Below are 12629 nucleotides of genomic sequence, written 5' to 3'. Positions count from 1 at the left end.
CCGTCTAGCCGCACGGCACGGCCACGACGGCAGCACAGCACGCACGGGGGCGCACGACCGGTGGACGAGAACAGAGGACCGACGCGGCGCGGACTGCTCGCCGGGGCGACGGCGGCGGCCGCGGGCGCGGCCCTCGCGGGCTGTTCCGTGCCCGCCCCGCCGCCCGGCCGCACCGTCTCGGCCGATCCGGCCCCGGGGCGTCCGATCGCCACCGGTCACCGGGCACTGCTCATGCAGTTCGCCGCGCACCCGGACGACGACCTCTACTTCATGAACCCGGACACCCAGCGGCTGCTCGACGCCGGGGTGCCGCTGGTCTCCGTGTACGTGACGGCGGGCGAGCACAACGGCAAGAACCGGATCAAGGGCATGCCGGAGACCCCGCCGGACCGGGCCGCCTACTCCTCCGCCCGCCACCAGGGCCTGCGCCAGGCGTACGCGGAGCTGCTCGGCGCGGACCGGTTCACGCCCTGGCGGAAGGAGACCGCCGAGCTCGCGGGCGGCCGGCGCGCCGAGCGCGACGTCCTCGAACACGGCGGCCGCCGGGTCGAGCTGGTCTTCCTCAACCTGCCGATGCACACCCCGCGCCGCTACATGGCGCTGCCGGCGCTCTGGCAGGACCGCGCCCTGGAACTGCGCACCCACCTGTCCGCGGACTCCCCCGTCACCCGCTCCGACACCTACGACCACGGGCAGCTGGTCGAGGTGCTGGCCGGGCTGCTCGCCGCCTACCGGCCGACGGTCGTGCACACCCTCGACCCGGACCCGGACATCCAGCACAGCCCGGAGGCCACCCGGCAGCGGGACAGCGAGCAGCCGGGCTACTCCGACCACGGCGACCACACCGCGGTGGCCTGCTTCACCTGGGCGGCGCTGCTGCGCCGGGTCGCCGACGCCACGGCGGACGGCGGGCCGGTGCCGGCCTTCACGACGACCGCCTTCCGCGGCTACTACAACCGGCACTGGCCGAAGAACCTGCCGCCCCGGGTGCTCGCCGAGAAGGCCGCCCACCTCGTCCCGTACGGCGGCGATCCGTCCTGGGACTGCGGCAACCCCTCCGGCTGCGGGGACTACGGCGTCGGCGGCGACCGTCCGCTGACCAACTGGAAGGGCTGGGTGCGCGCCACGCACTACCGCTGGCCGGCCGCCGGACCGGCCGTCGCCGAGGAGCCGGACGGGCGCCTGTCCGCGTACGGGGTGCTCGGGCTGCGCGCGGTGCGCTGGCGCGAACGGGAGCGCGGCGGCGAGGAGTTCGGGGAGCCGGAGGACCTGGGCGGCGGCCCGCTGGCGCCGGTGCTCGCCCCGGCGGCGCTCGCCGACGGGCGGCTGCTGCTGTTCGGCGTGCGGTTCGCCGCGCTGACCGGCCGCGGCGGGGCGAACCGGCGCGAGGTGGTGTTCCTGGAGCAGCGCTCCCCCGGCGGCGCCTTCCGCGCCTGGCAGGGCCTGGGCAGTCCGGAGCGCGAGGACGACCGGAGCCGCCGGATCGGCGCGCCGGTGGCGCTCGCCGCTCCCGACGGGCGGGTGCACCTCTTCGTACGGAACGCGGACAAGGGCGTGTCGACCCGGGTACGGGCGGCGGACGGCACCTGGGGGCCGTGGCGGGCGCTGCCGGGCCAGGAGGAGGTGCAGGACGGGCTGACCGCGCTCCTCGACACCGCGGGCCGGACGCATCTGCTGGCGGCGGGCCGCACCCACGTACGGCACTGGGTCGACGGCTCCCCGGCCGCGCCGCTCCCGCTGTCCGGCGACCCGGTCGCCGCCGTGCCGGCCCCCGGTCCGGCCGGTGTCGAGGTCTTCTACCGCGCCCCGGCGGACGGCCGGCTGCGCTCCTCCGGTACGGGACCGGCGCCGCTCTTCGAGGGGTACGGGCCGCTGGCGGCCGCCCCGGGCCCGCGCGGCCCGGTCCTGCTGGGCCGGGACCCGCGCGGCCGGGTGCAGCTGCTGCGGGACGGGCGCCTCGCGGTCCGGGACCGCGGCACCGCGCCGGCCGGCGCCGGGCCCGTGCTGCACGGCACCGGCGCGGTCGTCGGCCTGGGCGCGGACGCCCGACCCTGGATCTGGCGGCCCTGAGGGGCCGGCGCCCGTCACTCAAGACGAACGGCCGCCCGCCCCCTTCGGGGCGAACGGCCGTGCCGCGGACGGAGGTTGGTCAGGCGCCGAGGTTGCGGCGGGCGCGCGCGTGGAGCGCGATGCCGGCCGAGACGGAGACGTTGAGCGACTCGGCCTCGGGGTTCATCGGGATCGACACCGTCTCGGTCGCGAGGTCGGACAGCGCCCCGGAGGGGCCGGTCTTCTCGCTGCCGAACATGAGGACGATCCGCTCGTCGATGGCACCGAGGTCGCCGACCGTGTGGTCGCCCTCGGCCTCGAAGACCATCGGGCGCAGTCCGCTCTGGCGCAGGTGCTCCAGGGCCTCGTCGCGGGAGGCGAGGACGATCGGCAGGGAGAACACGTAGCCCCGGCTGGCCCGGATCAGGCGCCGGTCGGCGATGGTCGGCAGGTCGCTGTCGACGAGCACGATGCCGGCCGCGCCGAGTGCGAAGGCGGTGCGGACGATGGCGCCGATGTTGCCGACGATCTTCACGCCGTCGAGCAGGATGACGTCGCCGGTGCGGTCCGCGAGGTCCTTGAAGCGGCTGGGCCGCGGCACCTTGGCGATGCCGAAGAGCTTGGGCTTCTTCTCGGCCTTGAAGATCTGGTTGGCGAGCGCGGAGGCGAGCAGCCGGACCCGGATGCCGCGCTTCTCGCACGCCTGGAGGAGCTCGGCCGGCGGCGGCGCGGTGTCCAGGCCGTAGACCTCGGTGAACTCGACACCGGCGCGGATGCTCTGCAGCAGGGGTTCGATGTCCTCGATGAGCACGGTCCGGACGACGGACCTGGAGTGCTTGGTGACATCGATGATCCGCTGGACCGCGGGATCGGAACGTTCTTCGATGATGTCGAGACTGGCCACGCCCCGACGTTAGCAGGTACGACGGAGGGCCCGTACGACTCGCGTCGTACGGGCCCTCCGCTTCGTGCAGGTGCTCAGGCAAGAGCAACCGGGTCAGCCCGGATCAGCCAAGTGGACTTACTTGGTGATCTTGACGACCTGGCCGGCGCCGACGGTCCGGCCACCCTCACGGATGGCGAACTTGAGGCCCTCCTCCATGGCGACCGGCTGGATCAGCTGGACGGACATGGAGGTGTTGTCGCCCGGCATGACCATCTCGGTGCCCTCGGGGAGGGTCACGACGCCGGTCACGTCCGTGGTACGGAAGTAGAACTGCGGGCGGTAGTTGTTGAAGAACGGGGTGTGACGGCCACCCTCGTCCTTCGACAGGATGTAGGCCTGGGCCTCGAACTCGGTGTGCGGCGTGACCGAACCGGGCTTGATGATGACCTGGCCGCGCTCGACGTCCTCGCGCTTGATGCCACGGAGGAGCAGACCGACGTTCTCACCGGCCTGGCCCTCGTCGAGCAGCTTGCGGAACATCTCGATGCCGGTGACCGTGGTGGTGGTCTTCTCGGTCTTGATGCCGATGATGTCGACGGTCTCGTTGACCTTGAGGACACCACGCTCGATACGACCGGTGACGACGGTGCCACGACCGGTGATCGTGAAGACGTCCTCGATCGGCATCAGGAACGGCTTGTCGACGTCACGCTCGGGCTGCGGGATGGACTCGTCCACGGCCTTCATGAGGTCGAGGAGCTTCTCGCCCCACTCCTTGTCGCCCTCGAGCGCCTTGAGCGCCGAGACGCGGACGACCGGCAGGTCGTCGCCCGGGAACTCGTACTCGGTGAGGAGCTCACGGACCTCGAGCTCGACGAGCTCCAGGATCTCCTCGTCGTCCACCATGTCGGCCTTGTTCAGGGCGACGACGATGTACGGAACGCCGACCTGGCGGGCCAGGAGCACGTGCTCCTTGGTCTGCGGCATCGGGCCGTCGGTGGCGGCGACCACCAGGATGGCGCCGTCCATCTGCGCGGCACCGGTGATCATGTTCTTGATGTAGTCCGCGTGACCCGGGCAGTCGACGTGGGCGTAGTGACGCGACTCGGTCTGGTACTCGACGTGCGCGATGGAGATGGTGATACCGCGCTGGCGCTCCTCGGGAGCCTTGTCGATCTGGTCGAAGGCCGAGGCCTCGTTCAGGTCCGGGTACGCGTCGTGCAGCACCTTGGTAATGGCGGCCGTGAGGGTCGTCTTACCGTGGTCGATGTGACCGATGGTGCCGATGTTGACGTGCGGCTTAGTCCGCTCGAACTTCGCCTTCGCCACTGGGGTCCTCCTGTGGAGTGGTTCTGTACGCCTTGGTTCATCGGCGCCAGGTGATCTTTGCTGGGGTGCCGCCCGCGGGGGTCTTCCCTTGCGGGCCGACCCCCGACGGTCGGTGTCAAGCCTAAAGCGTGTGAACGCGGTGCGTTAAACGCGGTGCGTTACTCGCCCTTGGCCTTCGCGATGATCTCCTCGGCGACGTTCCGCGGAACCTCGGCGTAGGAGTCGAACTGCATCGAGTAGCTTGCGCGACCCGAGGTCTTGCTGCGGAGGTCGCCGACGTAGCCGAACATCTCCGACAGGGGCACGAGGCCCTTCACGATGCGGGCACCGTGACGCTCCTCCATGGCCTGGATCTGGCCACGGCGGGAGTTGATGTCGCCGACGACCTCACCCATGTAGTCCTCGGGCGTGGTGACCTCGACGGCCATCATCGGCTCGAGGAGCACGGGCGAAGCCTTGCGCGCGGCCTCCTTGAAGGCCTGCGAGCCGGCGATCTTGAAGGCGAGCTCGGAGGAGTCGACCTCGTGGTAGGCACCGTCGTGCAGGATCACACGGACGCCGGTCATCTCGTAACCGGCGAGGATGCCGAACTGCATGGCCTCCTGGGCACCCGCGTCGACCGAAGGGATGTACTCCTTCGGGATGCGGCCACCGGTGACCTTGTTCACGAACTCGTACGAGGACTCGCCGCCCTCGATCGGCTCGATGCCGATCTGGACCTTGGCGAACTGACCCGTACCACCGGTCTGCTTCTTGTGCGTGAAGTCCACGCGCTCGACGGCCTTGCGGATCGTCTCGCGGTAGGCGACCTGCGGCTTGCCGACGTTGGCCTCGACCTTGAACTCACGGCGCATGCGGTCGACGAGCACCTCGAGGTGCAGCTCGCCCATGCCGCCGATGATGGTCTGGCCGGTCTCCTCGTCCGAGTGGACCTGGAAGGAGGGGTCCTCCTCCGCGAGGCGCTGGATGGCGACACCCAGCTTCTCCTGGTCGCCCTTGGACTTCGGCTCGATGGCGACCTGGATGACCGGCGCCGGGAAGTCCATGGACTCCAGGATGACCGGGTTCTTGTCGTCACAGAGCGTCTCACCGGTGGTGGTCTGCTTGAGACCCATCACGGCGATGATGTCGCCCGCGCCCACCGACGCGATCTCCTCACGCTTGTTCGCGTGCATGCGGTAGATCTTGCCGATGCGCTCCTTCTTGCCCTTCACGGAGTTCAGGACGGAGGAGCCGGCGTCGAGGCGGCCGGAGTACACGCGCACGAAGGTGAGCTTGCCCAGGTGCGGGTCGCTCATGATCTTGAACGCGAGGGCCGACAGGGGCTCGTCGTCGGACGGCTTGCGCTTCACGACCTGCTCCGGGTCGCCGACCGCGTGGCCCTCGATGGCCTCGATGTCGAGCGGGGAGGGGAGGTAGCGCACGACCGCGTCGAGCAGGGGCTGGACGCCCTTGTTCTTGAACGCGGTGCCACAGAACACCGGGGTGACCGTGGTGTTGTCCGGGTTGCCGGAGGCGATGGTGATGCGGCGGATGGCCGCGTACAGCTGCTCCTCGGTGGGCTCGGTGCCCTCGAGGAAGAGCTCCATCATCTCCTCGTCGTTCTCCGCGACGACCTCGACCAGCTTGCCGCGGTACTCCTCGGCGAGCTCGGTGTGGGTGTCGGGGATGTCGACGACGTCGTACATCTCGCCCTTGGTGGCCTCGGCGGACCAGACCAGGGCCTTCATGCGGACGAGGTCGACGACGCCCTGGAAGTCGGCCTCGGCACCGATCGGGAGCTGCATCACGATCGGCGTCGCGCCGAGGCGCTCCGTGATCATGTCGACGCAGCGGAAGAACTCGGCACCGGTGCGGTCGAGCTTGTTGACGAAGCAGATGCGCGGGACGCCGTAGCGGTCCGCCTGACGCCAGACGGTCTCGGACTGCGGCTCGACGCCGGCCACGCCGTCGAACACCGTCACAGCACCGTCGAGCACGCGCAGCGAACGCTCCACCTCGACGGTGAAGTCGACGTGACCCGGCGTGTCGATGATGTTGATCGTGTGGTCGACGTCCTCGAGCGGCCAGTGGCAGGTCGTCGCGGCGGACGTGATCGTGATGCCGCGCTCCTGCTCCTGCTCCATCCAGTCCATCGTGGCAGCGCCGTCGTGGACTTCACCGATCTTGTACGAGACACCGGTGTAGAACAGGATCCGCTCGGTGGTGGTCGTCTTGCCCGCGTCGATGTGGGCCATGATGCCGATGTTGCGCACCTTGGCCAGGTCAAGCGAAGTGGTAGCCATAAGGCTTCAGTCTTCTCTCGGTCTCGATGTGGGTTGCGACTACCAGCGGTAGTGCGCGAAGGCCTTGTTGGACTCGGCCATCTTGTGCGTGTCCTCGCGCTTCTTGACCGAAGCACCGAGGCCGTTCGAGGCGTCGAGGAGCTCGTTCATGAGGCGCTCGGTCATGGTCTTCTCGCGACGGGCGCGGGAGTAGCCGACCAGCCAGCGCAGCGCCAGGGTGGACGCGCGACCGGGCTTGACCTCGATCGGCACCTGGTAGGTGGCGCCACCGACACGGCGGGACTTGACCTCGAGGGACGGCTTGACGTTCTCGAGGGCGCGCTTCAGCGTGACGACCGGGTCAGCGCCGGTCTTCTCGCGGAGGCCCTCCATGGCGCCGTAGACGATGCGCTCGGCGGTGGAACGCTTGCCGTCCAGCAGGATCTTGTTGATCAGCGAGGTGACAAGAGGAGAGTTGTAGACCGGGTCGATGATGACCGGGCGCTTCGGGGCGGGGCCCTTACGAGGCATTCTTACTTCTCCTTCTTGGCGCCGTAGCGGCTGCGAGCCTGCTTGCGGTTCTTGACACCCTGGGTGTCGAGCGAGCCGCGGATGATCTTGTAACGAACACCCGGCAGGTCCTTCACACGGCCACCACGCACGAGCACGATGGAGTGCTCCTGCAGGTTGTGTCCCTCACCCGGAATGTAGGCCGTGACCTCGATGCCGCTGGTCAGACGCACACGCGCGACCTTACGGAGGGCCGAGTTCGGCTTCTTCGGGGTGGTCGTGAACACACGCGTGCAGACGCCGCGGCGCTGAGGGGAACCCTCGAGTGCGGGCGTCTTGTTCTTCTCGACCTTGTCCTGCCGGCCCTTGCGGACCAGCTGCTGGATCGTAGGCACTACTTCTCCGGTTTCTGTGTGCCGTTCGGTACAACTAACCTGGAACGTCACCGACCCACGCGGTCGGGTGTGTCGAATCGCGCGGACCTCCGCCGGGGGGCGGAAAGGGGCGCTGATTGCGGTGGCCGGTCTCGGATCCGGTGCGGTTGAGGACACGCACACGGCTCCGGGCACACCCCAGGCACAAGGCTTGAGCGTACCTATCGCATGGACTCCGGTCAAAACAAATGCCCACGCGCGCGGCCGCCCGACGGGCCGCGCGGGGCGCGCGCGGGACCGGCCGCGGGCGGGGGCCGGTCCCGGGCGGTCAGTCCTGGGCGGTCAGTCCTGGGCGGCGCGGCGCGACTCACCCGCGGGGCGCGACTCGCCGGCCTTGGGCTCGGGCTCCAGGAACTGGTGGACGACCTTGACGAAGACGTCCATCCGCTCGTCGGGGACGCCGAGCCAGCGCGCGAAGTCCTCCATGGTCGGCTGCCAGTCGCCCGGCGGCAGCAGGTCCGCCGCGAGCGGCAGCTCCTCCGGGGTCACACGGCCGGACCGGATGAGCATGTCACGGACGGAGACCCCGAGGAGCGGGGCGATCCTGCGCATGGTCTCCAGGTCGGGCATGCTCTGGCGCTGCAGCAGCCGGGTCACGGCCGCGCGGTGGACGCCCGCCTCGTCGGCGATCCGGGACTTGCCGCCACCGCGGGGGCTGTCGATGTCGTAGCCGCGCGCGCGCATCAGGCCCTCGACCCAGCCCGCGAACTCGTCGAGCCCTTGAGTGCTCATGTGTACCGCTCTCCCTGTTTATTCCCCCACCCTTCGGGCCCCTCACTGTAGCGTGCTTGCGCGCACGGAATTACGTGCTTTCGTGCGCGCAATCGTGTCGAATCGGTAAAGGGGTCTTCACAAAGGTAGTTGCGAGCTCGCACGCAACATGTCTATGTTGCTGAGCGCCGCACTCGTCGGCCTCACGAGTCCCAAGGGCCCCATGGGTCCCAAGGACAGCGGGGCCCGGAACGTGGAGATCCTTGTGCACCAGTCCGACCCCACCCCCTGGCAGGCCGCCGCCGCGTGCGCCGGCCTCTCCCCTTCCGTCGTCTTCTCCCGGCGCGGCAAGGAGGCGGCCCCGGCCCTGCGCGCCTGCGCCGTCTGCCCCGTCAGCCGGGAGTGCGAGGCCGCGGTCGCCCCCGCCGAGAGCTGGTTCGACGGCGTCTGCGCGGGCCGGCTGTGGCGCAACGGGCGCCCGGTGAAGCCGCGCCGCCGCCGGGGCGCGCCCGCCGCGTCCGCCGCCACCGCGCCCACCGCGCTGGAGGCCGCCCTGGACGCGGCCGCCGCGACCCTCGCCCCGGCCGCCCTCGCCCCCGCCCGCGCGCTCGCCGGCTCCGCCGCCGGGGGCACCCGTGGCTGAGCAGTCCTCCTCGTCCGCCGATGCGAGCACGCGTACGGGTACGGGTACGAGCCCGGGCGCCGGTGCCGGTGCCGGTGCCGGTGCCGACGAGCGGGTGCTGCGCGACGTCGTGCTCTGGGCCGCCTCCCTCGTACGCCAGTTCCCCGAGCTCTCCGAGGAGCTCGCGCCCGGCCGCAGGGCCCCCGCCGGCAGTGCCCCGCGCGCGCCGCACGCGGGCCGGGACGAGCTGATCCGCACCGAGCGGCGCGAGGCGCTGCTCCTCGAACAGCGGCACGGCCTGGCCGTCCCCGGCCACGGCGCCGCGCCGATCCGGCTGCACGTCTCGGACGCGATCCGCGACATCACCGACGGGGTGGTGGAGCTGGAGGAGGCGGTCTGCGCCCGGCTCGCCCTGCCGCGCCCGCGCCGGGCCGGGGTCGTCGAGCGGCTGCGCCGGGTGGTGGGCCTGCTCGACGAGATCGCCGGCCACCCCGTGCTGGCCCGGCACGTGCGGGACGAGGTGCGCCGGATGGCCCGCCGCTGCGCCCGCACCCTGGGCGAGGCGGAGACGGTGGTCCGGGTGTCCGGGCGCTGCCCCTGGTGCGACTCGGTCTCGCTGCGGGCCTTCCCGGACCGGCGCGCGGTGCTGTGCGTGAACCCGGCGTGCGTGTGCACGGACCCGGCCTGCGGCTGCCAGGACGACCCGGCCTACCGGCACCTGTGGGCCGAGGAGGCCTGGGCGGAGCTCGCGGACGCGTCCGGGGCGCGCCCGGAGGAGATCGAGGCCGCGATGGACGACACCGAGGAGACCGCATGCTGAGCGCGACCGCGCTGTCCCTGCCCCTGCCGGCCCTGATCCCGGGCCCGCTCGCCGCCGCGGAGGCGGGAGTCGCCCCGGCCACCATCCGCAAGTGGGTCCAGCTGGGCCACCTGCGGGCCGCCGGCAAGGCGGGCCGCGCGCAGCTGTTCCGTCTGGAGGACGTCTTCGCGGCGGAACGCGCGGCCCGGCGGAAGCCCCGTACCGCGTAGCACCACCCCATGGCGACGGAGCGCCCCTGTCTCGTACGGAGACGGGGGCGCTTCGTCGTTTGTGCCCGGGTGCCCGCGGTCCCGCATGTCAGAACACCGCGCGGGCGGCCAGGGCAGTCACGGCGATTCCGGCCGCCGCCCCCGTCACCAGGGCGGCGATGCCCGCCGCCCGGCCGACCCCCTGGCCGTACGGAATGTCCGGCACGATCTTGTGCAGCACGGGGGCGACCACCAGGACGAGGCCGAAGCCGACGCCGAGGCGTGCGTACGTCTCGGCCGCGCAGCCCGCCTGGAAGCGTCCCCCGCAGCCGCCCGATCCGCCGGCGAAGCCCGTCACGACGAGGAACAGCGCGCCGGCGTACACCGCGCCGAACAGCACCGTCACCGCGAAGTCGACCCGCCGCACCCTCCGGGCGCTCACCTCTTCGGCTCTCATCCCTCCGGCTCTCATTCCTCCGGCTCTCATTGCTTCAGGAAGGCGTGGAGCGAGTCGGCCATCGCGTCGACGAAGCGGTCCCGGACCTCCTCGGGGACGCGGTCGAGGGAGAGGTACGGGTTGAGGTCCTCCAGCTCGACCAGGAGCAGCTCGCCGTCGGGGGCGCGGCAGGCGTCGACGCGCTGGATGCCGTGGTCGAGGGTGTTCCAGGCGATGAAGCGGCGGGCGAAGTCGAGGTCGGCGGCGGTGGGTTCGTACGGCTCCAGGACCCAGCGGCGCTCCGGGTCGGGGGCGTGGAGGGCGTACTGGAAGCGGTCGTCGACGAAGTAGAAGGACACCTCGTAGCGGAAGTCGATCCGGGGCTGGACGAGCACCTCGCCGTACGAGAGGTCCGCGAGGCGCTCGTACGGCACGAACTCGAGCCCTATGGAGTCGGCGCCGGCCTTGGGCTTGACGGCGTACTGCCGCGCCTCGGGGAGCCGGCCGAGGTCGGCGGCGCGGTCGACGGTGGGGATGACCGGGTATCCGGCGGCGGTGAGGTCGAGGAGGTACTGCTTGCCGGCCATGTCGCCGCGGCCGTGCAGCGGGTTGTAGACGCGGGTGCCGTGCGCGCGGGCCCGGGCGCGGAAGTCCTCGTGGGCCTCCTGGTAGTGGAGGACCGGGCCGCTGTTGCGGACGACGACGGCGTCGAAGGCGTCCATCAGGGCGGCGGCGTCGCGCGGGTGGCAGAGGGCCAGGTCGAAGCGTTCGCGCAGCCGGGCGGTGAGGGCGATGTCCTCGTCGCAGTAGCGGCGGCCGCGGGCCGGATAGGCGAGGTCGGTGACGTAGAGGAGACGGGGGCGGGCGGCGGGGACGGCGGACACGGGCGGCTCCTCCTGGGGTTCGGGGCCCCCAACCTATCGGGCGGCACCCGCCCCCGGAAGAGCGTTCTCCCAGGTCAGAACGGGTGCGCCCGGCGCTCGGGCGACCTGTTCCGAATTCGATCCCGGAACTAGTTGCGTGCGCGCACGCTCGTCTGTCACAGTTGGTGCAGCGGCGGAGCTGTGCCCGCGAGACGGGCCGCGGCTCCGCCGTTCGCCGTCCGGGCGCGCTCCGCGCCCCCCGCCCCTCCCCCGCGTCGAGCGCCCCGGACGGCCCCCGTACCACCCGCCACTCCCGCCCCCGTCTCCCGAGGAGCACCGTCATGACCACTCCCCCGAGTGCGTTCCCGGACGTCGAGAAGCTGGTCGTCGACGTCCTCAAGGCCGACCCGGCACTGGCCGGCGCCACGATCGCGGCCCAGGCGCCCGCCGGCTTCGACGGCACCCAGAGCGCCGTCTTCGTCAACCGCCGCGGCGGTGCCTGGATCGGCGACCTGCACCTGGACAAGCCGCTGGTCGAGTTCGAGGTGTACGCGGCGACCAAGCCCGCGGCGCACGTCCTCGCCAACGCGGCCCGCAAGGCGCTGCTCGACAAGATGGGCAAGCAGCTGGGCAACAGCCTCGTCCAGGACGTGGAGGAGATGGACGGGCCGCGCTGGATGCCCGACTACCTCTACCGGGGCGCCAACCGCTACCTCGTCGTCATCCAGCTCTCCCTGACCGTCGCACCGTAACGGTCGCGCGCACCGCGCACCCCACAGACCAGGCCTCGCCGGACCGACCGGCGGGGCCTTTGCCGTACCCGGCCCCGGAAGCCCTCCGGACCGGTGCGGTGCCCCACCCTCGCAACCCTCTCACCAAGGAGAACCCCACCATGGCAGGAAACAACGCCGCCGAGATCCGCGTCGCCGGTACCGGCAAGCTCTTCATCGCCGACGTCGGCACCGCCGCCCCGGTCTTCGGCGCTACCTCGCCGGCCGACACGGACTGGGCGAGCTGGACCAACCTCGGCTTCACGACCGGTGACGGCGTCACCTTCTCCAAGAAGGACAAGCTGGAGGCCGTCGACTCCTGGCAGTCGGTCTCCCCGGTGCACTACATCTACTCGGCCCGTGACCTCTCGCTGAAGTTCTCCCTGCTCCAGTTCAACGAGGACACCCTGAAGCTCTTCATGGGCGGCGGCCAGGTCGAGAAGGACGGCACGCCGGCGGACACCTACAAGTACGAGATCGCCGAGCGTCCGTACGTGGACACCCGCGCCCTCGGCCTGGAGTTCACCGACGTCAAGGCCGGCGGCACCACCGCGGTCACGTACCGCTTCATCATCCCGCGCGGCCAGGTGACCGCCACCGACGACATCAAGCTGGCCCGCAAGGCGGCGTCCACCCTGGGCATCACCTTCAGCGCCATGTCGAACGGCGACGGCAAGCCGCTGGCCACCTTCTTCATGAAGGACAGCCAGTACGCCGCCTGATCCACCCCCCGGGGCGGGACGGCAC

14 protein-coding genes are annotated in these 12629 nt (G+C 71.3%); 6 read left to right on the top strand and 8 right to left on the bottom strand.

Annotated elements, in window-relative coordinates:
- Positions 1-60: 60 nt before the first annotated feature.
- The gene (locus tag ACIGW2_RS02405) at positions 61-2070 is read left to right on the top strand and encodes a PIG-L family deacetylase (protein WP_399840635.1); all 2010 of its coding nucleotides are present in this window, start codon (positions 61-63) and stop codon (positions 2068-2070) included.
- Positions 2071-2149: 79 nt separating this feature from the next.
- On the opposite strand, the gene nshR is transcribed toward ACIGW2_RS02405, so the two are convergent.
- From nshR to ACIGW2_RS02375, 6 genes are all read right to left on the bottom strand, one after another.
- Positions 2150-2953, bottom strand: a complete 804-nt coding sequence (gene nshR, locus ACIGW2_RS02400) for an NshR/TsnR family 23S rRNA methyltransferase (RefSeq protein WP_391653192.1) — start codon at positions 2951-2953, stop codon at positions 2150-2152.
- 117 nt (positions 2954-3070) lie between these two features.
- Positions 3071-4264 carry an elongation factor Tu gene (tuf, locus tag ACIGW2_RS02395; protein ID WP_356063772.1) on the bottom strand — a complete coding sequence of 398 codons (1194 nt, stop codon included), beginning with the start codon at positions 4262-4264 and terminating at the stop codon, positions 3071-3073.
- 158 nt (positions 4265-4422) lie between these two features.
- Positions 4423-6549, bottom strand: coding sequence for an elongation factor G (gene fusA, locus ACIGW2_RS02390; RefSeq protein WP_356063770.1), 2127 nt, complete (start codon positions 6547-6549; stop codon positions 4423-4425).
- Positions 6550-6588: 39 nt separating this feature from the next.
- Positions 6589-7059: a 30S ribosomal protein S7 gene (rpsG, locus tag ACIGW2_RS02385; protein WP_128985143.1), complete on the bottom strand. Its 471-nt coding sequence runs from the start codon at positions 7057-7059 to the stop codon at positions 6589-6591.
- Positions 7060-7061: 2 nt separating this feature from the next.
- The gene (gene rpsL / locus ACIGW2_RS02380; protein ID WP_003948652.1) at positions 7062-7433 is read right to left on the bottom strand and encodes a 30S ribosomal protein S12; all 372 of its coding nucleotides are present in this window, start codon (positions 7431-7433) and stop codon (positions 7062-7064) included.
- 321 nt (positions 7434-7754) lie between these two features.
- Positions 7755-8204, bottom strand: a complete 450-nt coding sequence (locus ACIGW2_RS02375) for a helix-turn-helix transcriptional regulator (protein WP_361575197.1) — start codon at positions 8202-8204, stop codon at positions 7755-7757.
- Between the two features lie 148 nt (positions 8205-8352).
- On the opposite strand from ACIGW2_RS02375, the gene ACIGW2_RS02370 reads away from it, so the two are divergent.
- From ACIGW2_RS02370 to ACIGW2_RS02360, 3 genes are all read left to right on the top strand, one after another.
- Positions 8353-8826: a WhiB family transcriptional regulator gene (locus ACIGW2_RS02370; protein ID WP_391653193.1), complete on the top strand. Its 474-nt coding sequence runs from the start codon at positions 8353-8355 to the stop codon at positions 8824-8826.
- Between the two features lie 94 nt (positions 8827-8920).
- A complete protein-coding gene (locus ACIGW2_RS02365; protein WP_399840930.1) occupies positions 8921-9625 on the top strand; it encodes a hypothetical protein in 705 nt (234 codons plus the stop codon).
- A complete protein-coding gene (locus tag ACIGW2_RS02360; protein ID WP_391653195.1) occupies positions 9619-9834 on the top strand; it encodes a hypothetical protein in 216 nt (71 codons plus the stop codon). The genes ACIGW2_RS02365 and ACIGW2_RS02360 overlap by 7 nt, the downstream gene beginning before the upstream one ends.
- Positions 9835-9922: 88 nt before the next feature.
- On the opposite strand, the gene ACIGW2_RS02355 is transcribed toward ACIGW2_RS02360, so the two are convergent.
- Positions 9923-10270, bottom strand: a complete 348-nt coding sequence (locus tag ACIGW2_RS02355; protein WP_399840630.1) for a hypothetical protein — start codon at positions 10268-10270, stop codon at positions 9923-9925.
- A gap of 26 nt (positions 10271-10296) precedes the next feature.
- A complete protein-coding gene (locus ACIGW2_RS02350) occupies positions 10297-11133 on the bottom strand; it encodes a hypothetical protein (RefSeq protein WP_391653197.1) in 837 nt (278 codons plus the stop codon).
- Positions 11134-11453: 320 nt separating this feature from the next.
- Between ACIGW2_RS02350 and ACIGW2_RS02345 the strand changes: the two genes are divergently transcribed.
- Together ACIGW2_RS02345 and ACIGW2_RS02340 are read left to right on the top strand one after the other, a co-directional pair.
- Complete coding sequence (locus tag ACIGW2_RS02345; protein ID WP_356063755.1) at positions 11454-11864, top strand: hypothetical protein; 411 nt, start codon at positions 11454-11456, stop codon at positions 11862-11864.
- A 140-nt stretch (positions 11865-12004) separates the two neighbouring features.
- Positions 12005-12604, top strand: a complete 600-nt coding sequence (locus tag ACIGW2_RS02340; RefSeq protein WP_391653198.1) for a phage tail protein — start codon at positions 12005-12007, stop codon at positions 12602-12604.
- Positions 12605-12629 lie beyond the last annotated feature (25 nt).

Origin of the sequence: Streptomyces sp. NPDC053541 (assembly GCF_044544705.1) — a bacterium.
Classification (GTDB): Bacteria; Actinomycetota; Actinomycetes; order Streptomycetales; family Streptomycetaceae; genus Streptomyces.
Note: the sequence above shows the minus strand (reverse complement) of the source record. Positions and strands in the feature narration are given on the sequence as shown.